Genomic DNA, 26685 nt, shown 5'->3' on the forward strand with positions numbered 1-26685 from the left:
TGGTGAGTTATGTTGAGGGATTGGGATACCTCCACAGCTGTACAGTTACCCAATAATGTTTTATTTGTTAATAAGATTCACTCTGAAAAAATTATACCAAAAGCCAAAGATAGCGATGTTTCTCTATCAGCCCTTCCTCTATATTTTCATTTAATGAATCTCCTACCTTTACTTTAGGCAAATATTGATTTAATAACTGAAACTCTTCTGATTCTTTATCAATGTTGCCATAAAGCCTAATAAATATTTCATCGGGTTCTATTTCTAGCTCATTCATCACGAAAAGTATAAAATATACTAAATCTTCAGAGGTTTTATAATGAAAACGATTGCAAAACTTTAAAACACCATTAATAGAAACCACCATAGTAAAAGCCGTTTCGCCAAAATGTAAGAACGCTGTTTGTGCTCTACTAGACGTGAGAGCAAAATCAATCAACTGACTTGAAAGGTGTTGATATTGTAAATTCAAGAGTGGGTAAGCCTCTTCAAACCAGTTAAATAACTGGCGATTGCTACTATAAATATTGATTAACGCTAAATCTGAATGAATATTAGTCCTTACTTCTTCGTCTGCCTCAAGCACCTGTCCTTTGGCTAATTGTAAATATTTATTGATATATTCCTTCTTATATAAAGCTGTTGGCAACAATGTAAACGACTGATTATCAATCGTAATGCTAATCGATTTCCATTTCAAAGATTTCAAGAAATCGTGTTGTCCGAAAATCATTTCTAAATTAGCAATCAAAGAATGACAATGAGGTTCAACGGGAAAGTGATAACTTTCTAAAGCAATTAATGACTTATCAAGTGAATCTTTTACAAAAAAATAAAAATGCGTTTCTGATAATTCGCAACCAAGCTGATATTGATTGATTTTCTTAATATCAAAATGGGGCGAAATAAATTTCACTTGCGGTAAAATATGTAAAGTGTCTGTTTTCAATATAGATTAATTAAAATAAAGTTTACAAAAATACGATTCTATCTTAATTAATTAAAGATAATCGTCAGAAGCCAACAATTTTAGCTTCAAAGGAAAACTCTTTAAGTATTTTTTTATGATTTTTGCTTCTTATTCAGTTATTATCCAAATTGTTAATCCAATTAAAAATGAATCGTATTATTTTATTCCTCACATGCTTTTGTATTTTTAGTAAAACAATGGCTCAAGAGCCTATCAACATTATTCCAGCTCCACAGCAAATTACCCAAAGACAAGGCTTCTTTCAAATCAATAATGCAACAAAAATCATAGACCTCACCAAGCACGCTGAAACCCGATTAGCCTTAAAACCACTCATTGAAAAACTACAAAAATCAGCAGGTATTCAATTAAGTTTTCAATCAAAAATAAGCAAATCTAATAGCATTGTTGTTCAATTTGATAAAAGCCTTCAAAATGCTGAGGGCTATGTATTAACAATCAGTCCTTCGCAAATAAATATCAAAGCCCTGAATCCTTCGGGCGTATTTTATGCTGCACAAAGCATTCTACAATTATTACCTACTGATATTGAACAAAGTACTGTTGTGCCAACTATCAATTGTAAAGTGCCGTCCCTGACCATCAACGATGCGCCAAGATTTCCATACAGAGGAATTATGCTAGATGTTTCTCGTCATTTTATGCCTGTAACTTTTATCAAAAAATACCTTGATGAATTAGCAGCATTAAAGCTCAATCGCTTTCACTGGCATCTTACTGATGGACAAGCTTTCCGTTTTGAAAGTAAGAAATATCCATTGTTACATACTGCTAAGTCGCCCCAATGGCCAACCAATGAAGGTTTTTATTCACAAGCTGAAATGCGAGACATCGTAAAATATGCTGCTGACCGATTCATTACGATTATTCCAGAAATAGATGTGCCTGCTCATTCAAACGCTGCGTTGGTTGCTTATCCTCAATTTGCTTGCTTAGATAGCACAGGCAAACAATTGTTATTACAAGGGGAGTTTTGTCCGAAAGAATCATCTATCGCTTTTGTAAACGATATTTTGGATGAAGTAATGGATATTTTCCCAAGTAAATATATTCATATTGGTGGCGATGAGGCTTCGAAAACGGCTTGGCATAAATGCCCAAATTGTCAGCAAAGAATGAAAGATAAAGGGCTGAAAAGTATTGATGAACTACAAAGTGATTTTATCAAAAGTATCGAACAACACGTTAATCAAAAAGGCAGACAAATTATTGGTTGGGACGAAATATTGGATGGTGGACTAGCACCTAACGCCACTGTAATGGCGTGGAGAAGTATAGAAAGTGGAGGAACGGCGGCTAAATTAAAGCATCATGCGATTATTTCGCCTACGTCTCATTGTTATTTAGATTATTATCAATCCGAAGACCCTAACGAGCCTTTGGCATTTAGTGGCTTTATTAATCTCCCTAAAATTTACGGCTTTGAACCTATCCCAGAAGGTCTGACGAAAGAAGAAGAAAGCTATATTCTGGGTGGGCAAGCAAACTTGTGGACAGAACAAGTTCCTGTGAGTTCGCATGTTGAATACATGACATTTCCAAGAGCCGTGGCTTTAGCAGAGGTAGATTGGTCGCCTAAGGCATCAAGAAATTATGATGACTTTTTAAATCGACTAGGTTCATACCTCAATCGCATGGATATTCGTCAGGTAAATTATGCCAAGCATTTCTTTGAAATAAAAACGAAGATGTTGAAAGGGCAAGACAATAGTATTCAGTTGGCACTGAGTTGTGATAATGGCAATGCTCCTATTTATTATACTTTAGATGGAAGTAGCCCGACACTGACATCTAATATTTACAAAGAACCAATTAACATTACCAATAGCACCACCATGAAGGCCTCGACAGTGATGAAGGGGAAACTGGTTGATGAAATAACCCGAACTATTACCTACAACAAAGCTACTGGCGTGTTGATTAACCTAACAACACCTGCTGATAAACGCTACACTCGTGGAGGTGCTCAGGCATTAACCAATGGAATGTTTGGCGGAGAAAGTCAGTTTGGTGATGAAGAATGGTTAGGTTGGAACGGGCTAGATTTTGGAGGAACGTTAGATTTTGGGAAAGAAACCGCTATCCAAAAAGCTACTTTCCGTTTCTTTCATAAACCATCTAGCTGGATTTGGATTCCTTCACAAGTACAAATATTAGGCTCGTCGGATGGCGTAAATTTTGAGGAGATTTCATCACAAAATATCGCCGTTCCTGCTAAAGAAGGCGTAACGAAGGTAACATTATCTTTCAATCAAAAAACAGTGAGATATATCCAAGTTATTGCCCGTTCATTTGGTACAATTCCTGCCAACTCAACAGGTGCAGGAGATAAACCTTGGTTGTTTGTAGATGAGATTGTGGTGGAGTAGCAAAGAGCTTTCGTCCTTGGTGCATTTATTATCCACGAGTGCGAAGTTTCAAAAAACATATTGAACAATGCTAACAATCATAGAAAGAAGGGAAATAGATAATGATGCATTAAGATATTTATTCTTAAGAGAACGACAAAACGCTTTTACTTGGCTTGATACTTCATCATTCAGGCTATCGGATTTTGAAGAAGAAACCGAAGATGAATACATCTTAGTGGCTTTTGAAGAAAACACCGTAATCGGCTTTATTTCGGTTTGGAAAGAAGATAACTTTATTCATCATTTATATATTGACGAAAAACATCAAAATAATGGTATTGGAAGTAAATTGCTGGAAGCTGTAATTGAAAAACTTGGTTTACCTATCAGATTAAAATGCTTATCAAACAATGTCAATGCCATTGAATTTTATAGAAAGAAAGGCTTTAAAGAAAAAGGGAAAGGTGCAACCAAAAATGGTACTTATATTTTATTTGAGCTTACCTAAGAAAGACATTATGAGTTAACAGTATATTTGTTAACTTATAACATCTTTTCCTTATCATGAACAAGCTACTTATTATATTTTTAATCTTAGGATTCAATACTTTTAAACCAGAAGCAATTCGTTCGCTAGCACTCAGCTATCAGACAAGAGGTGTACAAAAGCATTTATTTATCTCAGCCGATAGCACTATTATAACAATCAATGCCGAAAAGCATGCTTATAAAACCAAGGCTAATCAGTGGAAGAAAATACTAAAAACACTAGAAAAAGTTAAATTAAGTAGTATTTCAAGGTTGAAAAGACCAAGTACAAAATCCTATTACGATGGTGCAATGATTGCTCAGTTGAATATACAGACTACTAAGAAAACCTATGAATCTATTAATTTTGACCATAATAATCCACCTTCGTTGCTAGTCAAACCAATTAATGCCATGAAGGCAACTTTAGCAAAGACTGAGCTTAAAGGAAGTTTTTGAGATTTTGATATGCTAAAACGCCCTGATGATAAGATTCTCAGGGCGTTTTGATTTACAATTTAACGGTACGTTCTATGTTTATTTCTTCCAAAAAATAATCATCATGAGATACTACAATCAAAGTCCCCTGATATTCATTAATAGCATTCCTTAGAATCTCTATGTTCTGAATATCTAGGTTATTGGTTGGCTCATCAAGAATAATGATGTCTGGCGACTGATTACTAATTGTTAGGCAACAAAGCATCAAGCGCATTTTCTCCCCTCCGCTCAATGCACTACAAGGCTTGTCCCAATATTCTTTCGTAAAAAGGAATCTATTGAGTCTAATTTTTATTTCGTGTTCCTGTAATCGAGTGAGGTTAAATTGTTGGGCTTGATCGTAAACCTTCAATGCATTATCAATGAGGGAATAATCTTGGTCAATGTAAACTGATTTATTATCAGCCCTGTAAACCTCTCCTACCTGCGGGTCTAGTTTGCCCAAGATTATTTTAATCAACGTTGTCTTTCCCGAACCATTTACCCCTTTTAGCGATATTCGTTCACCACTTGAAATTTGAATATTTAGGTTCTCTTTCCAAAGCAATTGACTATTATACTGAAAATTAATGTCGGTTGCTCTGAATAATACTTTGCCTTTATGCAAGGCGGAATTATCAAACCCAAATTTCATTTTATCAATGCCTGGCAATGCCGAACGTAACTCATGTAGTTCTTGCGAAATACCCCCAATTTTTTCGGCATGAACATTTTTTATTTTAGCCGTGCTTTTTTCAGCGTTGTTTCTTAGGGTATTCATCATGATGGTGGCAATACCAGCTTTCTCTTGTTTCTTCTTGCCACGAGCATCTAGCTTTTGTTGCCTTTCCAAGGTCTCTCGCTCTTTTTCTTTGGCTTTTCTAAAGGCCTTTTCTTTGCTTTTTACGTCCTGATTCAGTGCATTATTTTCTATTTGCTTTTGCATTGCATAAAAATCGTAATTACCTCCATAAACGGTAATTCCTCTTTTACTCAGTTCGCAGACTACATCCAGAAGGTTTAATAATTCTCTATCGTGACTTACAATCATCAAAGTGCTTGCAGTAGAGCGGATAAAATCATACAATAATTGTCTGCCTGCTGTATCCAAATGATTACTGGGTTCATCCAACAAAATAAAGTCGGGCTGATGGATAGCAATTCCCGCAAGGAAAACTTTAGTTTTTTGTCCTCCGCTTAATGTTTCCATTTTCTGGGTCAATTCTAAGTCGGTCAATTGCCAGTAGCTCAATGCCTCACTGCAACGTTCTTCGATAGTCCAATCGTCGTTCAGCAAGCTCAGATTATTTTCTGTTACATTTCCCTCTAGGATTTCTTTCAGTGCTTCAAGTTTAGCATCAATTCTTAGTGCCTGTGCAATCGTTAAATCATTATACTGTCCGAAAATCTGGGGAACATAATAAGGCTCTGTAGCCACATTAAATTGTCCAGCAGAGGGCATCAACTTACCTGCAATAATGCTAAGCAAAGTAGATTTACCAGTGCCATTGTTGCCTATCAAAGCTACCTTATCATGACGGTTTACAGAAAGATTAATATTGTCAAAGAGTAAATCTTTGTTGGGATGGATATATGAAATGTTTTGTAATATAAGCATAATTTCTTCTTAAAAAGTGAATGACTATAGCTCACCACTTGGTGGTTTGCAACCTCTATCGCTCGAAAGAAATTATATCTTACATTAATTTGTCTTTTTGATTTGTGGCTGCAAATATACGAATGTTCTATAAATTGTTTATCAAAAGCTTATTACAGAAGTTGTTATTTTCTAGAAAAAAGGCTGACTAGTATAAGCGGATTATCAAATAGTCCATAAAAATCAGTATTATTTCTAATCAAAATAGTGTATATTATCCTACAAACATCGCAAAACGTTTTTTCTGTAGTGCTTAATACTCATTATTGTAGTTTATGGTACTCATTTCAACAAAAATACACACTTGCACATTTATTTGGTAACTTGTATATAATGAATAAACACACAGATTAAATAGAGGATTTACTCAAATATTATGAATAACACGATAAAAAAACTTACGCCAGAAGGCAAACAACATATCGATTCAATTGCATCACGTTATGGACTTAGTCAGGATACTGTATTATCCGTGTTGCAAGCCGTTGTAAATGGTGGTGGAAATATGGCTCAATTTAATATTAGCGAATTGGGGGGAAGTGCACAATGGATGCGTGGAGGTATGACGATGGTTGGTGATATGTTCAACAACAAATTAAAAAATACTGTACAAAATCTTTGTCAGGATTTAGCAAACTTAATTTTAGACAAAGATATTCCCGTATTTGATTCAGAAACAGCCACTGATGATTCACTAGCAGGAAATAATAGTTTTTCTACTTCAGGTAATTGGTGGCCTGCAGACTTAGGTTCACCATCATCATCAGGTTCGCAAAATAATATCAAATATGCGTTTTTCCCTTCACCTGTTAGTAGATTGGCGATTGAAATTAACGGTGAATTATCGGTTTACGATACCTTAAATCATCAAATATCTGGTGTATCTCAACAACAAGGTAAAGATTTCTCTGTTGCATTCACGAGTCAGTTAGGCAAGGTTGACATATCCAATCTACCATTGATTTCTGGAGTGGACATCGCTAAAAAGGGAAAAACTTCTGCGGCTACAGAACAATTGCAAGAAAAGCCAGCACCACAAAAGAGTGAGACAAAGGATTCTACTACCTCAACTTCTCCAGTTCCCACATCAGAAGACCACGACATCTTCAATAAGATTGATCGTTTGGCAGAACTCCTTAAGAAAGGCGTCTTGACAGAAGAAGAATTCTCAGCCAAAAAAGCTGAATTATTAGCTAGATTATAATTTAGTGACAATTTTAACATCAAAAACTAAAAGCGTTGTAAATATGATACTTACAACGCTTTTAGTTTTTGACAACTGCTTGGCTAGATAGCTTTATCAAAGTCCTAGTTTATCCATTAATGGTTTTTCGTAATCACCATCTTCCGCAGGATACCTTAATACAGTGTTGAATTTTCCTGATTTTTTGGCTAATGCCCAAATCAAACTTTCTCCAGCTGGAATATTGTCAACATCAACTTCAAAAATTGCGTCTTGATAGGCTTTGTCTGCATCAATTACCTCCCAACCTTTATCCTTAAAATATTGAATTAGGTCGCCCAAAAATAAGGCACCTGCTAAATTGTGGTGTAATAATATCACATGATTGATATGTCTATTAGTCATCTGATAGGATAGCGAATCATAAAATACTGCTCTGTTTAAGAGGTGTTCTTTATAAAACGCTCTAAAGCCCGCAATATCTGCCTTAGGATTTTCTTTAAGTCTTTTAACCAATCGACTATCAACATACCAATCAGAAGCATCAATTGTTACGTGTCCATTCTTATAACCTTTTTCTATCAAGAATTTCCTGAAGCCATTAACCTTTTCGGGCGTATTGCCTTCTTTCAGGTAGGGAAACCTAAAGTAAGGCAAGTAGTTTGAATACTTATTAATGACAGCATCATTTTGGGTAAGCTCAAGCTTAAAACTTTCGAGGCTAACATTTTTACTATTGAAATTGGGATGAGAAATGGTATGATTAGCGATGAGATGCCCAGCATTATTCCAAGAAGATAATACATACTTACCCTTAGCAGTTGATTTATTCCCTCCTGCCGAAAATAGAATTGCTTTCAAATCATGTTTTTTCAAATTATCAAGGAGCATTTGATTCCAGACCTCTAATTTATATGCTCCTATATCATCAATTGACCCATCATCAAAAGTAAACGAGATTGTTGGCTTTGAATTAACTTGTCCAAAGGAATTTATTATTAATCCTACAATCGTAAATATTCCAAAAGCTAATTTTGTACAAATGTGTTTGTTCATGTGGGTTTATATTAAGTCGATTTACGTCTGTTTTTATTGGTTAAAACCATCCTTTCCCATTAGAACATGTTTCTATACAATAAATTGAATTACGTTCAAACTCTTCTCCAAATTTCTCTTCGTAAACTTTATATGCTGAAAATCCAAATAATTCTGCGTCCAAATCCATTGTTGCTTTTGAAGGGTTATTGTCAATCATATTATAATATTGTTGTCCCATACCAATAACAAAACATCTAGAGTATAAGAAACCATCATCCGAGCCATCTGTATATTCATGAATATCTTGTCTGTCAATGTTATAAAGTCGTTCTTCTAAAATATGAATGTATTTTGTAAAGGCTTCTTTATCAAGTACTAGAAGTCTCTTTTGATAATATTCAAGAATTGTATTCTCAAGTTCAATGCATAATTCTCTAATTATTTCTTCGTCATTATTCTTTAAAACATCTGCCCTTTTTTTGTAAAGATTAGGAGAGTCTGCCCAAGATGACTCTATGATTTCCCAAAAAATTTCTTGTGTCATATTGTTTTTTTATAGTTTTCATTTAACTCTTAAGTCACTTATGTTGTTTTAGATGCCCTTCGAAAAATGGAGAAAGTATAGCTAATTTATTTTTTTAAAACCTTTTTAGTAATATAATGCTTACCATTATTTACTTTTAATATCAGTACTTGTTCGGGTAATCCCTCTATATTAAACTCCTGACTATGTTTTTGTTCTAAATTACTTTGTTTAAATTCTTGCAAAAGCTTACCTGTATTATCAAAAAGTTGAAAAACAACTTTTGAAGGCAAATTATCAATGACTTCGGCTCTAAATACTTCTGTGGTTGGATTTGGATAAACCTTGAGTTCAATAGCTGGAAACGCTTCATTTTCAGTAGATAAAACCAAAGACCGATTAGTTATTTCATTAATATTTGGCAGTTTTCCAACAGCTTCATAAGGAGGAATAGTAGCTATATTTCCTACTTCATCTTTTACTACAATTTCCATATCCCTTACAGTAATGCTTATTTTAACCCCCTTTCTCCATTCTTCAACTATAAAACAACAAACATAAACACCTATTTGTGTGGGAGCATTCCAAGTTAAATCACCTGTGAGTTCGTTGATTTTAAATGTTCCCTCTTTGTTTACTTCATTGGGTTGTTTAAAACTTTCAATGGGTGCTCCAAAAACCCTACAATCATTGTATGAACAAGCTCTTGCCATTGTTAAACGATAAGTTAAACTATCACCTTCCGAATCAATTGCCTTTGGATTATAAATAAATACTTGCTTAACTTTTGCATATAAAACACCTATATCATTTGTAAGGGTTGGCGTTGAATTAATTACTTTCGTATTAAATAATGTTTCAATATAAAAAGGCTCATTAATAGCATTTTTTATATTAAGGATAGATTGACTTCTATTTAAAAGAGTAACATATACACGATAAGCAGTAAGATTTGAAGCATATTTATGCTGTATTTTATAAATACTTTTACCCAAATTATTAACGAATTGCTCTCCATTTCCATTACCATTAACTCTCGGAGCAATTCCAGAACTACCATCTCCAAAGCAAACCGAAACATCTTTCTGATCCATATAAGCTCTGAAGCCCGTTTCAAAATCACTATAGATTGTTACAGTGATTTCATACGTTAAATCTTGATTATTTACTTGAGTGACCTGAATATTTCCACCTTTGAGGTGAGAAGCAAATATTGGGAAAGTAAAGAGAATACAAATAATAAGGTGGAACGTTTGTTTCATGTTTATGATATTGATAGGGTTTAAAACTTGCTCATTGTGATGTTCTGAAAGGTATCTCAGCGATACCAAGTCGAAGCAAAGATAAGAGGATTTACAATCTGATAAAAAGGAAGGATTAATTTCGAGGCATCCTATGAAAAATATCGAACACTTAGGCTATTAGAAAATCTGTTCTAAATCTGTGTTTTATTGCATTACTTGCCATCAATTTGTTTATTTGTTCAACTGCCTTTTCAAATCTTTTGTCCCAGTCACCTTTTATTTCTACAATATCAATATCATAGTCAATTAAAATCTGCCTATGCGACAGGTCTAATAAATTCCTTTGTGTTTCACACAATCTTGTTCCGTCTTGAAAATATTCAACATCGTTATTAAGATAAAGGTAGAGATTTGCTTTATTAGCTTTGTAAATTTCATCGCTTACTAAAAGCTCTTTCCCAAAGGTGAATTTTGAATACGATTTTGTTGTATGAATATCTGTATCAATTATTAAAAGAGGACTACTTCCAACGGAAGCTATGTCAATTTGTCTTGCATGTTCGTTTGCCACTAAATGTAAATCATCAAAAGTAAAGTCATTGGAATTAGGAATTAAATCTCTTCCAATTTCCAATACAGCACCACACCTGTAATATTTTGCAAGTTTTTGTGTTAATGTTGATTTACCTGTGGATTCTGTTCCAAGAATTACCACCTTAATTACCAAGTTTAGTTTTACACTTTCAGGCAAGTATTTCCAATTATCAACCAAATTATTGCGCACAGCAGTAGCCGAAATAGCGATTTTCTTTCTATTTATATCAAAAGTAATATGTTGAATATTCATAAACTTGGCAACGAAATTACCATATCCTTCTGATGTAATTAGAAGGGAATAATCGGGTAATTGTTTTTTAAAAACCTCTGCCCAAATTCTTGATACTTCTTCAGAAGTTTCAGAGGTATTTGGCAATTCGCTTTCTAAATAGTCCAGTATTTTTACTTCAATATTTGTTTGACTCGTATAAGTTTTTTCAATCCATGATTTTCTAACAGTACCCGTAATGTTTTCTTTATCGCTACAACAAACTAAAACTGTAAGCAAGTCGCACTTACTCAAAGCAAAATTTATCATTGCTTGATGTCCTTTGTGGAAAGGCAAAAACTTTCCAAATACAAATGCCTTAACCATGCTTTAATTGTTTGTTCCAGTGATAAAATCCGAATGATGCTAAACCAAGAAAAATAAAATATTCAAGCGAGAGGAAAAAAATATCCTTTTTATAATAGAGGACAACGCAAACAATATCAACTACAATCCACAAATACCAATTTTCTATTTTCTTTTTTGCAAGAAGTATTGTTGCAAAAATACTTGAAACCATAATAAAGGAATCAGTAAAAGGATAGGATGCCTGAATTTTAAAATAGGTTGGCAAATACAAATGAATGTTTTTGAAAACAAGCCCAAAAAATACTGACCCGATAATAATTACTATAGCAATGGCTATTCGGTTTCTAAAATTTATTGCTGAAATTTTGTTTGTATTTGCTTTCGTATTCCACTTATACCAACCATAAAGAGTAACGATAAAAAAATAAACTTGAAGAAACATATCAGCATACAATTGGACTTGAAAAAATAAAATGAAAAGAAAAATTTCATTTACGATTCCAGTTGTCCAAGTAAGAATGTTTGCCACTGAAGCAAAATAAACCGAAATCAAGCCAAACAATGTTCCTATCAACTCAACATAGCTGATGGGATAACCTAACATTTCAAAAGCTATATTTTCAATCTCAAAGAAATTCATCAAAAACTATATTTTGTACCTTCGTTGGAATTATCTCCAACGAAACGAGCATCAGCAACAAACCATCGTGATATTTGGCAAGTTACAAATATTCTTCTTCTACGCTGGCCTAGTCAACTCTTTGCTAAGCCTAACAAGAGCAAAAATAAAATTGTACCTCTCTAACAGACGGGTATCAGTAACAAAAATACTTCAAACCTTAATCTTATGAATCATCACTACGTATAGTTCTTTACAGCTACAATTCTATGGAGGAAACCCTTATAAACAAATCATTATTGAATAGCCTCAAATTTTGGGTTGAAAATCATCGAGTGAAAGTATATGGATTTGTGATTATGCTGAACCATATACACTAAGTTTGGAAAATCAATGAGAGCTTTTTACTGAAAGATGTACAACGAGATTTTCTCTAATATACTGCTCAACAAATTAAGTTTGATTTAATGGCAAACCATCCTGCTGTATTACCTCATTTTGAAGTAAACATAAAGGATGGGCATTATCAATTTTGGGAAAGAAATCAAGGGCGAATTGTACTACCAAAATTTCCACCAAGGGTTTTCTTTTTGAATTTGAACTTCATTTTCTATAATTGGTTTACTTGAAATTTCGGCATAGATAGCTTCTATTTCATTTTCAATGTCCGCTGGATTGAAGAACACTTCTTCTTTTTTTTGTTTATTGACTTCTGGTATAGCATTTTCATTCTCTGTATTAGTGTAATTTACGATTTCTTCGTCTTCTACATTTACTACACCATGAATAGTATTGAACACTTTTTTAGTCCAATTAGGTCGATCAGGAGCATTCAACTGAGTCAAAATAGAACCAATTTCACTTAGGGTCTTGGAGAAGTAAGGCTCATAGGATTTCCATTTATCTTCTGTGGCAAGAAATTCAAATGTCTGTTTTAATTGAGTTCTTGCAGAGTAAGTTCCTAGCCTTTTCATAATCGCTAATCTGACGTGTTCCTCTGTATCATTAATGACAACTTCGTTTAGTAGTTCAAAACTAAAAAAGTCTCCCAAGTCGCAGAGTAAAATAGCCAACCTAATTCTATTTTCATTCGAACATTTTTTGAAAGCTAAATTTAAAACTTCTTGATTTAGCATATACTTTTCTTTAATTTCTGTCAAATCAGAAACATCAAATGTTGCAATTTTTTCAATTCTTTCTTTTCCAATATGAGGTGCTTGAAACATCACTGCAAGCATTGATAAAGAATATTGATTTGTCCTGTCAAGTGATACACTTTTTCTAAGAAAAGATATTCCTAAGTCATAAATTTCATCTGATTTTTCTTCAATTCCCAAAGCACAAGTGGAGTCTCCTAAACCGTACCACGCCATAGAGTTTTCATTTTGAGTCAGAACGCACAATAAAAAGAAGTGTATCGAAGCAGGGTATTTATGCTCATAGTAATAGATAAGTGCAATTTGTTCATAGAGTGGATAGTCTTCGTCTTCCATTGTTATTTTGATTGTTAAAGTTGAAATTGTCGAGTATCGGAGTTTTTTATTGAGTACCCACCAACGAGCAGGGCTTTGTGCAGGTTGGGAAATAGCATTCCGTCTGTCTGGAACTGCTACTGATTGAACAAGTGAGTATATCAAACACCAATAAGGGCATATTTTGTCTATAGTACTAATTCTAGTCAACAGGCTCCCACAGTTCTATTTTGTTTCCTTCCATGTCAAGGATATGAACAAACTTGCCATAATCATACGTTTCTATGTTGTCAAGAATTGTTACTCCTTCTTTTTTTAATTCTTCTACCAATGCCTCCAAATCAGCGACTCTATAATTAATCATAAAGTCTTTGGTAGAAGGCTCAAAATATTTTGTTGTTTCGGCAAAAGGACTCCATTGTGTAGAACCATTTTTAGTGGAGTCTGCTTCATCTTTCCACTCAAAAGTTGCCCCATACTCATTCGTATTTAACCCAAGGTGTGTTTTATACCACTCCCTCATTTGGTTAGGGTCTTTGCATTTGAAAAAAATGCCCCCAATGCCTGTTACTTTTTTCATTTTATATTTATTATCTTGTTGAAAGCTTGCTCTTTGTGATATTCTAACAGACATTCCTGAATGCCAAGTCGAAGTAAAGATAAAAGGATTTACAATCCGAGGGGAAAAAAGAATATTAATATTCTTACTCTCTTTCTAGATGACCTGCGAAATATGGTAAAATATATAATTGATGATTTGCTCATGCACGTTTTGTTGGAGAACTAACACTAACAAGGGAGAAAATACAAGCCTGCTATTAATCAAATATATTATTAGTAGATTTATATTATTTTTTAGTGTCCCAAAAACTTATATTTAATTATATTTATGAATGGATTGAAATATTACTCTATAAAATCAAAATAACAAATGACACAAGAAAACTTGAATGATACATCTGAATTAGAATTAAAAAATGAACTAATCGACATCGAATGCTTACCTGAAAATGAAGAACTTGAGCTTATAATTGATGAAACAGAAAACCGCAAAATTATTTGGCAACCTAAAGATTTTTCAATTAGAGAGTTTTTGTCAATGTCACAAGATGGAGATTTGGAACTACAACCAGAATATCAACGAAAATATGTTACAACACCAAAAATTGCAAGTAAATTAATTGAATCTATAATAATGGATGTTCCAATTCCTGTAATTTATTTATCAGAAGGAAAAGATGGGAAATATAGTGTAATTGATGGACAACAAAGATTAACTTCATTTTTGAGTTTTCTTTCAGGTAAATATCCAAATGGACATACATTTAAATTAACAGGTCTTTCCGTTTTCAAAGAACTTAATAAAAAAAGTTTTACAGAGCTTGATATAGAGTTCCAAAATAAAATCAGAAAAACAACTTTACATACTATAGTTATCAAAAAAGAATCTAATGAAGATGTAAAATTTGAGATTTTCGAAAGATTAAACACAGGTTCAACAGCATTGAATGAAGATGAAATTAGAAATTCAGTATATAGAGGAAATTACATAAATTTATTAGCTAAGCTTGAAAATAATGATACTTTCCATAAACTTGTTCAAAAAGATAATTACAGAAAAAGAATGATTTATAGGGGTATGATTTTAAGGTTTTTCGCTTTAACTGAAAAAACTTATTTGAACTACAAACCAAGTATAAAACAATTCTGTAATAAGGAATTGAGAGACAATAGATTTCTTTCATCTGAAAAAGTAAAAGAATATGAAGAAAGATTCTATCATTGTGTTGATTTAGTCAAAGTAGTTTTTGGTGAAACAGCATTTCGTAGATATATTCTAGTAGAAAATGAAAAATTAAACGGGAACTGGGCAACAACAAGGATTAATATGGCATTATTTGACATTCAAATGTGCTGTTTTGCAAACTATTCAAAAAATGAAATATTAAGAAATGCTAATTTTATTAGAGAGGCAATGCTCGAACTAATGACCTCAGATAAAGAATTTATAGATTCAATATTAATTCAAACTTCAAATAGAGAAGTTTTGAAAAAAAGATTTAAAATTTGGTCAAATAAACTTGATGAGATTATGGGGAATAATGGTTATCAACAAAGAACTTTTTCTTTTCAAGTTAAAAAAGAGTTATTTGATAAAAACCCAATCTGTGCAATATCAGGTCAAAGTATTTTGTCAATTGAAGATTCTGAAGTAGACCACATTATTCCATTTTCAAAAGGAGGAAAAACAGAAATTGAAAATGCACAATTAGTTTTGAGATATTTTAACAGAGCTAAAAATAACAAAATGTAAACAAACATTACCTTACTTGACAAAAACTCAAAACCCTTAAACAGAAAGCCTCCCCACCAAAAAATCTGATGAGGAGGCTTTAATATTAAAACAAAACCAAAATCTTAATAACGATAATGTTCCGCTTTGTATGGTCCATCAACAGTTACGCCGATATATTCTGCTTGTTCAGCTTCCAAAGTTTCTAGTCTTACACCGATGTGTGATAAGTGTAGGCGAGCTACTTTTTCATCCAAATGTTTAGGAAGGATATATAATTTCTTCTCGTATTTATCTGTGTTTGTCCATAATTCTAACTGTGCCAATGTTTGGTTACAGAAAGAGTTAGACATTACAAATGATGGGTGTCCCATGGCACAACCTAAGTTTACTAAACGACCTTCAGCCAAAACGATTACGTCTTTACCGTCGATGTTGTATAAGTCTACTTGTGGTTTAATTTGCTCTTTAGTATCTCCATAAGCTCCGTTCAACCAAGCCATATCGATTTCGTTATCGAAGTGACCGATGTTACAAACGATAGCTTTATCTTTCATCGCTTTAAAGTGACGCTCACGAATGATACGTAAGTTACCAGTAGCTGTTACAAAGATGTTAGCACGCGTAGCAGCTTCGTCCATTGGTATTACTTCAAAACCATCCATTGCCGCTTGTAAAGCACAGATTGGGTCAATTTCAGTCACTAATACACGACAACCTGCACCACGTAAAGATTCAGCAGAACCTTTTCCTACATCACCATAACCTGCTACAACCGCTACTTTACCAGCCAACATTAAGTCAGTAGCACGACGGATAGCATCTACTAATGATTCTTTACAACCGTATTTGTTATCAAATTTAGACTTAGTAACAGAGTCGTTTACGTTGATAGCTGGTAAATATAAAGTACCATTTTTCAAACGCTCGTACAAACGGTGAACACCTGTAGTAGTTTCTTCCGACAAACCTTTGATACCGTCAATCAATTCAGGATATTCATCAAATACCATGTTTGTTAAATCACCACCATCATCTAAAATCATGTTCAAAGGCTGACGGTCTTCTCCGAAGAAAAGTGTTTGCTCAATACACCAGTTGAATTCCTCTTCGTTCATGCCTTTCCAAGCATAAACTGGGATTCCAGCAGCAGCAATAGCGGCAGCAGCGTGGTCTTGTGTAGAGAAAATATTACAAGATGACCAAGTAACATCAGCACCCAACGCAGTAAGTGTTTCAATTAATACAGCCGTTTGGATAGTCATGTGAAGACAGCCTGCAATTCTAGCACCTTTCAAAGGTTGAGCTTCACCGTATTCTGCACGAAGTGCCATCAAACCTGGCATTTCTGCTTCGGCCAAACGTATTTCTTTACGACCCCATTCTGCCAAAGCAATGTCTTTTACTTTGTATGGTACGTACTGTTGTGTTCCAGTTGACATTTATTTCTTATGTTTTAAATTTCGTTTTTTGCTCTTTACGAGTCTTTTTCTTAGAATAACACAAAATTAACATCTTTATGCTTGATTCTAAAAATGATTCAGAAGAACTTTTTTGATTTATCTGCTTATTCGACAAAATTAGATAATATATCTTTTTAAATTAAATATGAAGAAATATTATCTACATAATCCAACAGGAATAGTTGATTACGTATTTTGAAGAATGCGTAAAATACTTGATTAAAAAGTTTTTATACAATAAATAATAGGGGAAAAAGTTTTTAGTTTGTCTTGTATATGAATCATTAAAATAAAGCTATGTTTAAAAAAATCTTAAACCTTTTAGCCATTGCTTGTATTAGCAATGCATCATTAGCACAACAAATTCCCGTAGACTCTATCTTCACTAGTGAAGGATTAATCCTTGCAGAAGTAAAGGAAATCGCCCCTGATTATATCAAATATTCCTTTCCTTCCGAAACTTTAGTGAATGCTATCTACAAAAACAATGTCCAAAAAATCAGATTTAATTCAGGCAGGGTACAGCTTTTTAAAGAGTCATTAGCACTCAATGAAGTAAATTATGCACACGATTTTGATAAGGTTAGTTTAACACACCTAGAATCAGAAGTTAAAGGGCTTTATAAATTGGATGAAGTATATGCAAAAGCTGTAGGAACCACCACGCTTTCGAATATTACAACTGTAAAAGAAAGAGCCTTTAGAAAGCTAAAAATTCAAGCGGCATTATTGGGGGGAAATGTAATTTATATGCTAGACCAAAATACTGTAGGGAACCAGTTTGGTACCGAGTATCAGGCAGGAAGAGCTACTCAAACTACCCTTACAGGTATTGTTTATAGTAATAATATTCCGAAGGTTGAAGAGGTAACTACAGCTCTCAATAATAAGAAAACCTTTATAGTAAACGCTAATTTCTTTGCAGGAAGAAATAGTACAGATGTAGAAGGGAATCCATCTTTACCTGAAAGTTTTACTGTTGAAGATTTTTATCAGGAAAATGGTTTTGTATATATAAGAGGCAAAGCAAAGGGAATCAAAAATGATTTATTCAAAGTAGTTTCATTCAAAAATAACCAGATGACGTTATACTGGAAAGATAAAAAGAAAGCATACAACTTATCTGTTGACCTCTAAAGAACAAAGAGGCTGGAAATTCTTCCAGCCTCTCTATTACTATTTTACTTCAAAACCTCCTGTTCCGATTTTAAAGCCTTCTGTAAAGACTTCAACGGTATATTTTCCTGGGCGATAAGGTGCGCCACGGTCAAAGTAAAAATCAGCATGTAGATTTTCATTGTCAAATGTCATATCTCTTCTGATAGTAAAAGCCAAATCTTGTCCATTGTATTCAAAATTGCCAGAGCCTAAATCTGCATCAAAAAGCGTATATCCATCAGGGTCAAGAATCCTGATTAAAACAGTTTTTTTACCTTTTTCAGTAAGGTCATTTCTATTCAATTGAACAGCAATTTTTATTTTACCCAATTTTTTAGACTTGTATTTGTCATCTTCAAACTCCTTACCTTTTTCAGTTATACCAATAATTTTGATAGACTCTGCCCTAAGTGCGGCTGCACGAGTAACCTTTTCGGTAAGAATCTTATTAATAGAAGATACTTCTTTGTTTTGAGCCCTCGCTTCCTCAACGCTCCTCGTCAAGCCATTTTTTTCGTTTTTAAGGGTAGAATTTTCGTTAGTCAGACTTGAATTTTCGTCTCTTAACTGAACTAGTTCTGCTTCTTTAGCAATAAGTATCGACTCATAATTTTTTATCTTATCCGCATAATTTTCTTTGATGTTCTCTAAAGTTGCATAACGTTTCGTTAACTCACTTTTATCTTTTTCTAAAGCGACTTTAGCTTTCTGTAACTCTGAAACATCCCCTCCTAGTTTTTCAACTTCTTCAATTTGAGCTTCCAATTGCGTCGTAATTGAATCTAGCTTTACACGAGTTTCAGCCAGTTCCATTACTTTAGTATTGATTACCTCTTGTTGGTTAGCCGATGTTTCCTTAGACTCAAAAAGCATGTATGCCAAGCAACCCGCAATCAAAACTACCAATACTAATACAGCCCTTAAAATATTATTTGTATTGGGCTTTGGGGTTAATTCTTCGCTTGATAAGTTATTCATGATGAAATCGATAAATTTTTAAAAGAATGTTTTGGTTTTCAAAAATCCGTCAAAGATAATACAACATTTTCACTAAATATTTCATTACCAATATAATCGGTGATTAAATAAAGACGAATACTATGAAGCTGTTTAAAAACCAATGATTATCCTAGAAATTGCAAGACGCTTTCTAAGCCCATTCCTCTTGAACCTTTTACGAGGATATGAGTATCACTGACGGGATAATCCTGTAACCAATTGTGTAAGCCAAATTTATCTGGGAAATAATGTACTTTCATAATCGGTAATACTCTTACTGCATTTTCCATTAAGTGCCCTGCCAAAAGGATATAATCGAAGTTACAAGCTAATAATAATTTGCCTATGGCTTCATGTTCAGCAATTGCTTCTTCACCAAGCTCGAACATATCGCCCAAAATCACCATCTTTTTCCCTACTTTCAGGTCATTAAAATAAGTAATAGCTGCCGACATTGACGAAGGATTAGCATTGTAAGCATCCATCAAAACCATGTTAGTACCTTTTTGAATAAATTGCGAGCGATTATTATTAGGAACATAATCAGCAACGGCTTGGCAGGCGATTGAAGTTTCAATATTGAAAAACTGTCCGATTCTAATGGCTGCACAAATATTTTGGAAATTATAAATACCTGTTAAGTGTGACCTATAGATATTTCCTGATAAATCTTCAAAAACTACAAAAGGACTTTCTTCAAGAATATTTACGACATTTTCAAAAGTTGGGTTTTTATTAGAAGTATAAACGATTGTTTCTTTAAAATTATAGCGCTGAATCATATCGTAGGTAGGTTCAGACGCCACATTTACGAAAACCGTTCCATTATTAGCACTCAGCCAATCATACAATTCACCTTTGCCCTTCTTCACGCCTTCAATCCCTCCAAAGCCCTCTAAATGTGCTTTGCCGATGTTTGTAATAAAGCCATGAGTGGGTTCTGCAATTCCTACTAATTCCTTTATATCTCCTTGTTTATTGGCACCCATTTCAATAATGGCAATTTCAATCGTTTCGTCGATTGCCAAAATGGTTAAAGGAACGCCAATGTGATTATTCAAATTCCCTAATGTGGCGTAAGTACAATATTTTTTTGATAAAACGCAATTTATTAACTCTTTAGTTGTCGTTTTCCCGTTTGAGCCCGTCAATCCAATAAAGGGAATATTTAGCTGTTTGCGATGAAAATTAGCCAATTGTTGTAATGCTTTCAATCCATCTTCTACTAAAAGATATTGCTCGTTTTTTACATAAAGGGCATCATCCACTACTGCATATTTTGCTCCTTTGGCCAATGCTTGTTCTGCAAAAGCATTGGCATTGAAATTTGGGCCTTTCAAAGCAAAAAACATTGAGCCTTCGCCAATTTTACGTGTATCTGTAGATACACTAGAACATTCTTTATACTTTTGATATAATTCAGTAAGCGAAATCATTATTTTATTCGTTATGTATGTGTCTCAAATTCGAGATTCATGATTTTTCGACAAATATTACATGAAAAAATTAATTTTACTTTTATTCCTGTCAAATCTTGGTAAAAGCTTTGCTCAAAATTTTACCTTTCAATACAATAATAGTTTTAAAATAGTCCAAAATGGACAAAGTTTACCTAATACCTTCGCAGGAGGATTAAATGCTCCGCAATTTTCAACATGCAATTTAGATAATGATGGTGTTGAAGACTTAGTTATTTTTGACAGAACCTCCTCTAAACTCAGCACTTTTCTTGCTAAAAAAGACAACACAGGTAAATATTATTGGCAATATGCTCCTGAATACGAAACGGCTTTCCCAGCTATTCAGCATTGGATATTATTGGTAGATTATGATTCTGACGGCAAAAAAGATATTTTTACTTATACACCCGCAGGAATTAAAGTTTACAGAAATGTCTCTACCGATAAGATAGCGTGGGAGCTCATCACCGACCCATTGTATAGCACTGGTTATTCGGGTAAAATAAATTTATACACGGCTTCAACAGATATTCCAGCAATTGTTGATATTGATAACGACGGCGACTATGACATCGTAGCCTTTGATTCTTCGGGGAATTTCCTCCTCTTCCACAAAAATTTCAGTCAGGAAAACTACAAAGATAATAATCATTTAGAATTCAAAAGAATAGGCGATTGTTGGGGAAATTTCTTCAAAGAGCATTTTGATGATGCACGCTTCAATCAAGACTGTGGGGCGAATGTTCCTGTGGGTGGTAGTACAAACAATGGCGCGAATGGTCAAAAGGTTGAACATTCAGGAAATGCTTTATTGGTATTGGACTTAGATGGAGATGGCTTAAAAGATGCCCTTTATGGACACATTTCAGCCAACAGAGTAGCTGCTTTGAGTAATAATGGTAGTAGCAATCAAACCATCTTTACGAAAGCCGATTACTTTTTCCCTAACCCAAAACCTATTGACTTCTCTATCTTCCCTGCTATATTTTATGAAGATGTAGATTTTGATGGTATCAAAGACATTATTGCCGCTCCGAATGGTTATGATAATGCGCTACAAACGGTAGATTATCAAAATGCTGCATGGTTTTACAAAAATAATGGGCAAAACAATAACCTAAACCTTACTTTCCAACAAGCTAATTTCTTGCAAAATACCATGGTAGATGTAGGAGAAAATGCTAGTCCAGTTCTGGCTGACATTGATGGTGACGGCGATAAAGATTTATTGGTGGGCAATGCAGGGAATCGTGGCGATAATGGCTACAGAGCCAATATTACCCTTTATGAGAACAAAGGAAACAATACTTTTGAACTGAAAACAACTGACTTTTTGGATTTATCAAAATCGCAACAATTATTTGAAATCAAACCATTTGTTACTGATATGAATGGCGATGGTACGGATGACTTTGGGTTTACGGCCAATACTTTTAATGGAATGACTATCCAGTATATTCCAAACAAGGCAGCAAGAAACCAAGCTTTTTCATTAAAACTGTCTGAAATAGTTTCGCTTCCTAAAATCAATAATTTATCCAATGGCGATTCGCCCTTATTTTTTGATTTAGACAACGACGGCAAAAAAGATTTATTAATCGGAAAAGGTAGCGGTAGAATTGAATTTCATAAAAATACAGGAAGTAGTACAAGTCCAATTTATACTTTGACAAAAGAAGAACTCGGTGGACTTACGTCAGATTATCTTTCTGGAAACGTATCGCTGACAGTAGCAGATTTGAATGGTGATGGCAAAGCTGAACTTATTACTGGCAATAGAGATGGAACCTTCAAGGTTTTCAAAAATATTATTGGACAAAGCCAAGACCTTTTTAAGGAGGATTCTTCAGGTGTGTTAGATGAATTTACAGGCAAGTATGCCCATTTAAAATTAGGAGGTATGCTTTCGATTACAGTGGGTGATTTAGACGGAGACGTTATTCCCGACTTTATTGTTGGTACCAATGCAGGTGGTTTAAAATTTTTGAAAGGCACCACTAAATTTACGGTTACTGGCAACGAAGAAAGTAAAACAGCGGTTATTTATCCCAACCCAACCAATCATTTTGTTTATATCAAAAATAATTATTTAGCAGAATATCAGCTCATCGACTTTACAGGCAAAACACTCTCTCGGAAAAATAGTACAAGTTTGAACGAAGATGTGTTTTTCGATTTAAGTAATTATAGCAATGGTACTTATTTTATCAGAATAATTGCTGAAGGAAAAGGCATGGTTACCGAAAAAGTATTACTTAGTAAGTAATAAAATCAGCCAAGAGTTACGAGGCTAAAAAGCGTTAATCAGGATTTTAAATAACATTTTTAATTTTTTTCGCAAAAAATACCTCAAAATTGCGAACTTTGGAATAATACAGTTACTTGGCATAAGGCTAATGGCTATGAAAATTTGAGCTTCAATAGCGAAACTATCCATCCTCAAATACTTAACCATTTGTAACTCGCCGAGAACCAATTTTAATATGGCAAGAAATATTCCAAAAAATACAGAAAGAACCAAAGAACGAAACCCTTCCCCGCAAATTTCGTTTGACTTTAATATAAAAAAAATAATCCAAAGCGAACAACTACATTTCGTTTTGGGTATCCTGTTTATACTCTTAGGAGTATTTATGTTTTTTTCGTTTTCATCACATCTTTTCACAGGAGATGCTGACCAAAGTGAAGTGGAAGACCCACTTCAATCATCGATTGAGCCGTTAAAAAAACAACCTAAAAATCCATTTGGCTTGTATGGTGCAAAGCTTGCATACCTCTTAATTTTTAGACTTTTCGGCTGGCCTGCCTTTTTGCTTGTCCCTATTTTATTGACTGCTGGCTATAAGCTTGCCTTTAAAAAAGAAATTCTTCCATTAGAGAAATTAACTTGGCAATCATTATTCTATATGATTTGGCTAAGTGCTTTCCTTGGTTTTTTTGTTTTTATGTTAGAAGCAGAAGAAAAATGGAGTAGCCTTTGCGGAGGTATCGGATATTTTGTCAATGAATACTTGTATGGGTTTATTGGTTGGGCTTCTTTTTTTGTAATCACTTTTGTGCTGATTGTTTTTGTGGTGTATTACTACAAAGTAGATACCACTAGTTTGGTAGCAAAACCAACTGATGAAGAACACGACACGGTTGTGAGTAATGTAGAAGAGGATAAAGATAATATTGCAGACGCCAAGAATATCAAAAGAGTTAGAGAAAGCTTTGAAACGATAGTAGCTGACGAGGAACCTGAAGATGATTTGGTCATAAATCGTGAAGACAATTTTGATGAAGCCAATATTCGTCCATACCTTCCTCCTATTATCGAAACACCTATTCCAAAAGCAAATGCTGTAAAAGGGCCAGTGGCTTTGACCATTGAGAATATTGAGGACATTCCAGAAGTCATTGAAGATACAGAGGAAGACGCACCAGTCTTGGAAGTAAATGATTCGGTGAATGATGAATTATTGAAAAAATTTGGTTTATACGACCCAATGTTAGACTTGCCTCATTACAAGTACCCAACACTTGATTTAATGAAAGAGTACGACATGGGTAAGCCTAATGTTTCTCAAGAAGAATTGAAAGCCAATTCCGATAAAATTGTGGAGACATTGGCTAATTATGGGATTGGTATTGCTTCTATCAAAGCTACTATTGGTCCAACAGTTACGTTGTATGAGATTATTCCAGATGCTGGAGTAAGGATTTCTAAAATCAAAAATCTTGAAGATGATATTGCCTTGTCATTGGCAGCACTAGGAATTCGTATTATCGCACCGATTCCAGGAAAAGGAACGATTGGTATTGAAGTACCTAATAAAAATCGTGAGATGGTGCCTGTAAAAATGGTGATTGGCTCTGAAAAATTCCAGAAATCAACGGCCGAATTACCTATTGTGTTAGGGAAAACGATTAGCAATGATATTTTCATTACCGACTTAGCCAAAATGCCTCACTTACTGATGGCTGGTGCTACGGGACAAGGAAAGTCGGTTGGCTTAAATATGATTTTGACTTCTTTACTATACAAAAAACACCCCTCTCAATTAAAATTCGTGTTGGTCGACCCCAAGAAAGTTGAACTAACACTTTTCAATAAGATTGAAAGACATTTCTTGGCAATGTTGCCAAACGCTGCCGAAGCCATCATTACAGATACCAAAAAGGTGGTTCATACGCTGAATTCACTTTGTATTGAAATGGATAATCGCTACAACCTTTTGAAAGATGCAGGGTGTAGAAATTTGAAAGAATACAACGTGAAGTTTGTCAACAGAAGGCTCAATCCAGATAAAGGGCATTATTTTATGCCTTATATCGTCTTGATTATTGATGAGTTAGCCGACTTAATGATGACGGCTGGAAAAGATGTAGAACAACCTATTGCTCGTTTAGCCCAATTAGCCCGTGCCATTGGTATTCACTTAGTAGTGGCTACGCAACGACCATCGGTAAACGTAATTACGGGTACTATCAAAGCAAACTTTCCTGCTCGTCTTTCGTTTAAAGTTACGTCAAAAATTGACTCTAGAACGATTTTAGATACGGGTGGAGCCGAACAATTAGTAGGACAAGGAGATATGTTACTTTCAATGGGTTCAGATATTATTCGTTTGCAGTGTGCTTTTGTAGATACGCCAGAAGTGGAAGATGTCTGTGAATTTATCGGCAATCAGCAAGGCTATGATTCTGCCTACATGTTACCCGAATTTGAAGGTGATAGCGACGGCGGTGGTAACGAAAAAAGTGATTTTGACCCAAGTAATCGTGATCAATTTTTTGATGAAGCAGCTCGCTTAATTGTTACCCATCAGCAAGGCTCAACATCGTTGATTCAGCGTAGGTTAAAATTAGGATACAACCGTGCTGGACGTTTAATTGACCAATTAGAAGCAGCAGGCATTGTAGGGCAATTTGAAGGGTCTAAAGCGAGAGAAGTATTGATAAAAGACTCAGAAACGTTAGAAAGACATTTGAAAAGTTTGTGATTTTTTTACCCGCTGATTTATAGAGATTAAAAACGGAGATTCTCGCTGATTAAAAATACCCATAAATCAGCGAATCTTTTCTGCAATAATCTGTGGGAATATTTTTTACCCGCTGATTAACAGAGATTTATAAAACGCTGATGCTCGCTGAGTAGAATCTCCGTAAATCTGCGAATATTTTCTGCGATAATCTGTGGAAATATTTTTTACCCGCTGATTTACAGAGATTAAAAAACGCTGATGCTCGCTGATTAGAATCTCCGTAAATTTGCGAATCTTTTCTGCGATAATCTGCGGGAATATTTTTTACCCGCAGATTAACAGAGCATTAAAAAATGCTGATGCTCGCTGATTAAAATCTCCGTAAATCTTCGAATCTTTTCAGTGATAATCTGCGGGAAAATATTTGAAGAGATTTTAAAACTTATTCACCTTTCTGAAAATACTTTTAGAAATATCATCTGTATTGAAATTTATTAGAAGCCCGAGTTTCAAACCAGATAATTTGAGGTAAGTAATTACTTGTTTATGATGTACATCCAATAAATTTTCAATTGATTTTAATTCTATAATTACTCTATTCTCAACCAACAAATCTAATCGATAGCCAACATCTACTTTAATAGTTTCATAAATCATAGGCAAAGCTACTTGTGATTTCACCTCTAATCCAGCTTTTTCAAGTTCAAATTTCAAAGCAGCTTCATAAGCAGACTCTAATAAACCAGGACCTAGATTATTATAAACATTAAAAATACATCCTCTAATTTTATAAGAGATTTCATTTATTTCCATATAGTTTTATTATTTAATAGATGCAGATTTGAAATAGATTTTTCAAACAACTCAAAAATAATAAAATCAATGACAGTTTTTGCACAACTAACGAGAATTTTTACCCGCTGATTTACAGAGATTAAAAACGCTGATTCTCGCTGATTAAAATCTCCACAAATCAGCGAATCTTTTCTGCGATAATCTGCGGGAAAATATTCTACTTGCTGATTTACACAGATTAAAAAACGCTGACTCTCGCTGATTAAAATCTCCATAAATCAGCGAACCTT

Annotated in this window: 22 protein-coding genes; 8 read left to right on the forward strand and 14 right to left on the reverse strand. The window is 34.1% G+C overall.

Features of this window, described 5'->3' with window-relative positions; all coding sequences use genetic code 11:
• Positions 1 to 91 precede the first annotated feature (91 nt).
• Complete coding sequence (locus VB264_RS07150) at positions 92 to 949, reverse strand: DUF3822 family protein (RefSeq protein ID WP_323248011.1); 858 nt, start codon at positions 947 to 949, stop codon at positions 92 to 94.
• Between the two features lie 167 nt (positions 950 to 1116).
• Between VB264_RS07150 and VB264_RS07155 the strand changes: the two genes are divergently transcribed.
• The 3 genes from VB264_RS07155 to VB264_RS07165 all read left to right on the forward strand — a co-directional run bounded on the left by VB264_RS07155 (position 1117) and on the right by VB264_RS07165 (position 4329).
• Positions 1117 to 3360, forward strand: coding sequence for a beta-N-acetylhexosaminidase (locus tag VB264_RS07155; RefSeq protein ID WP_323248013.1), 2244 nt, complete (start codon positions 1117 to 1119; stop codon positions 3358 to 3360).
• A gap of 67 nt (positions 3361 to 3427) precedes the next feature.
• Positions 3428 to 3850, forward strand: coding sequence for a GNAT family N-acetyltransferase (locus tag VB264_RS07160; RefSeq protein ID WP_323248015.1), 423 nt, complete (start codon positions 3428 to 3430; stop codon positions 3848 to 3850).
• A 56-nt stretch (positions 3851 to 3906) separates the two neighbouring features.
• Entirely contained in the window at positions 3907 to 4329 is a 423-nt protein-coding gene (locus VB264_RS07165; RefSeq protein ID WP_323248017.1) for a hypothetical protein, read from the forward strand.
• 52 nt (positions 4330 to 4381) lie between these two features.
• On the opposite strand, the gene VB264_RS07170 is transcribed toward VB264_RS07165, so the two are convergent.
• Positions 4382 to 5968, reverse strand: coding sequence for an ABC-F family ATP-binding cassette domain-containing protein (locus VB264_RS07170; RefSeq protein WP_323248019.1), 1587 nt, complete (start codon positions 5966 to 5968; stop codon positions 4382 to 4384).
• 415 nt (positions 5969 to 6383) lie between these two features.
• On the opposite strand from VB264_RS07170, the gene VB264_RS07175 reads away from it, so the two are divergent.
• Positions 6384 to 7211 (forward strand): SHOCT domain-containing protein, encoded by an 828-nt coding sequence (locus VB264_RS07175; protein ID WP_323248020.1) that lies wholly within the window; start codon positions 6384 to 6386, stop codon positions 7209 to 7211.
• A 96-nt stretch (positions 7212 to 7307) separates the two neighbouring features.
• Here VB264_RS07175 and VB264_RS07180 read toward each other — a convergent pair whose 3' ends face one another.
• The 7 genes from VB264_RS07180 to VB264_RS07210 all read right to left on the reverse strand — a co-directional run bounded on the left by VB264_RS07180 (position 7308) and on the right by VB264_RS07210 (position 13840).
• Positions 7308 to 8246, reverse strand: a complete 939-nt coding sequence (locus VB264_RS07180) for a polysaccharide deacetylase family protein (protein ID WP_323248021.1) — start codon at positions 8244 to 8246, stop codon at positions 7308 to 7310.
• A 40-nt stretch (positions 8247 to 8286) separates the two neighbouring features.
• The gene (locus tag VB264_RS07185; RefSeq protein ID WP_323248023.1) at positions 8287 to 8772 is read right to left on the reverse strand and encodes a DUF4240 domain-containing protein; all 486 of its coding nucleotides are present in this window, start codon (positions 8770 to 8772) and stop codon (positions 8287 to 8289) included.
• Between the two features lie 86 nt (positions 8773 to 8858).
• Positions 8859 to 10013, reverse strand: a complete 1155-nt coding sequence (locus tag VB264_RS07190) for a T9SS type A sorting domain-containing protein (RefSeq protein WP_323248024.1) — start codon at positions 10011 to 10013, stop codon at positions 8859 to 8861.
• A gap of 151 nt (positions 10014 to 10164) precedes the next feature.
• Entirely contained in the window at positions 10165 to 11187 is a 1023-nt protein-coding gene (locus VB264_RS07195) for an AAA family ATPase (protein ID WP_323248026.1), read from the reverse strand.
• Positions 11180 to 11809, reverse strand: a complete 630-nt coding sequence (gene pnuC / locus VB264_RS07200; protein ID WP_323248028.1) for a nicotinamide riboside transporter PnuC — start codon at positions 11807 to 11809, stop codon at positions 11180 to 11182. The genes VB264_RS07195 and pnuC overlap by 8 nt, the downstream gene beginning before the upstream one ends.
• A 539-nt stretch (positions 11810 to 12348) precedes the next feature.
• Complete coding sequence (locus VB264_RS07205; protein WP_323248029.1) at positions 12349 to 13281, reverse strand: hypothetical protein; 933 nt, start codon at positions 13279 to 13281, stop codon at positions 12349 to 12351.
• Between the two features lie 181 nt (positions 13282 to 13462).
• On the reverse strand, positions 13463 to 13840 hold the full coding sequence (locus VB264_RS07210) for a VOC family protein (protein WP_323248031.1): 378 nt from the start codon (positions 13838 to 13840) through the stop codon (positions 13463 to 13465).
• Positions 13841 to 14191: 351 nt separating this feature from the next.
• On the opposite strand from VB264_RS07210, the gene VB264_RS07215 reads away from it, so the two are divergent.
• A complete protein-coding gene (locus VB264_RS07215; protein WP_323248033.1) occupies positions 14192 to 15574 on the forward strand; it encodes a GmrSD restriction endonuclease domain-containing protein in 1383 nt (460 codons plus the stop codon).
• A gap of 104 nt (positions 15575 to 15678) precedes the next feature.
• On the opposite strand, the gene ahcY is transcribed toward VB264_RS07215, so the two are convergent.
• On the reverse strand, positions 15679 to 16995 hold the full coding sequence (gene ahcY / locus VB264_RS07220) for an adenosylhomocysteinase (protein ID WP_323248034.1): 1317 nt from the start codon (positions 16993 to 16995) through the stop codon (positions 15679 to 15681).
• 318 nt (positions 16996 to 17313) lie between these two features.
• On the opposite strand from ahcY, the gene VB264_RS07225 reads away from it, so the two are divergent.
• On the forward strand, positions 17314 to 18153 hold the full coding sequence (locus tag VB264_RS07225; protein ID WP_323248035.1) for a hypothetical protein: 840 nt from the start codon (positions 17314 to 17316) through the stop codon (positions 18151 to 18153).
• Positions 18154 to 18192: 39 nt separating this feature from the next.
• On the opposite strand, the gene VB264_RS07230 is transcribed toward VB264_RS07225, so the two are convergent.
• Together VB264_RS07230 and VB264_RS07235 are read right to left on the reverse strand one after the other, a co-directional pair.
• Positions 18193 to 19152, reverse strand: coding sequence for a hypothetical protein (locus VB264_RS07230; RefSeq protein WP_323248036.1), 960 nt, complete (start codon positions 19150 to 19152; stop codon positions 18193 to 18195).
• Positions 19153 to 19298: 146 nt separating this feature from the next.
• Positions 19299 to 20609 (reverse strand): UDP-N-acetylmuramoyl-tripeptide--D-alanyl-D-alanine ligase, encoded by a 1311-nt coding sequence (locus VB264_RS07235; RefSeq protein WP_323248037.1) that lies wholly within the window; start codon positions 20607 to 20609, stop codon positions 19299 to 19301.
• Positions 20610 to 20670: 61 nt separating this feature from the next.
• Here VB264_RS07235 and VB264_RS07240 point away from each other — a divergent pair, with 61 nt between their 5' ends.
• Together VB264_RS07240 and VB264_RS07245 are read left to right on the forward strand one after the other, a co-directional pair.
• Complete coding sequence (locus VB264_RS07240) at positions 20671 to 22899, forward strand: FG-GAP-like repeat-containing protein (protein WP_323248038.1); 2229 nt, start codon at positions 20671 to 20673, stop codon at positions 22897 to 22899.
• A 217-nt stretch (positions 22900 to 23116) separates the two neighbouring features.
• Positions 23117 to 25618, forward strand: coding sequence for an FtsK/SpoIIIE family DNA translocase (locus VB264_RS07245; protein WP_323248040.1), 2502 nt, complete (start codon positions 23117 to 23119; stop codon positions 25616 to 25618).
• A gap of 417 nt (positions 25619 to 26035) precedes the next feature.
• On the opposite strand, the gene VB264_RS07250 is transcribed toward VB264_RS07245, so the two are convergent.
• Both VB264_RS07250 and VB264_RS07255 read right to left on the reverse strand, forming a co-directional pair.
• Positions 26036 to 26413, reverse strand: coding sequence for a GxxExxY protein (locus tag VB264_RS07250; RefSeq protein WP_323248041.1), 378 nt, complete (start codon positions 26411 to 26413; stop codon positions 26036 to 26038).
• Entirely contained in the window at positions 26404 to 26670 is a 267-nt protein-coding gene (locus tag VB264_RS07255) for a hypothetical protein (RefSeq protein WP_323248042.1), read from the reverse strand. Before VB264_RS07255 ends, VB264_RS07250 begins: the two co-directional genes overlap by 10 nt.
• Positions 26671 to 26685 lie beyond the last annotated feature (15 nt).

This window comes from Arcicella aquatica, assembly GCF_034928825.1.
In the GTDB taxonomy this organism is placed as follows: domain Bacteria; phylum Bacteroidota; class Bacteroidia; order Cytophagales; family Spirosomataceae; genus Arcicella; species Arcicella aquatica.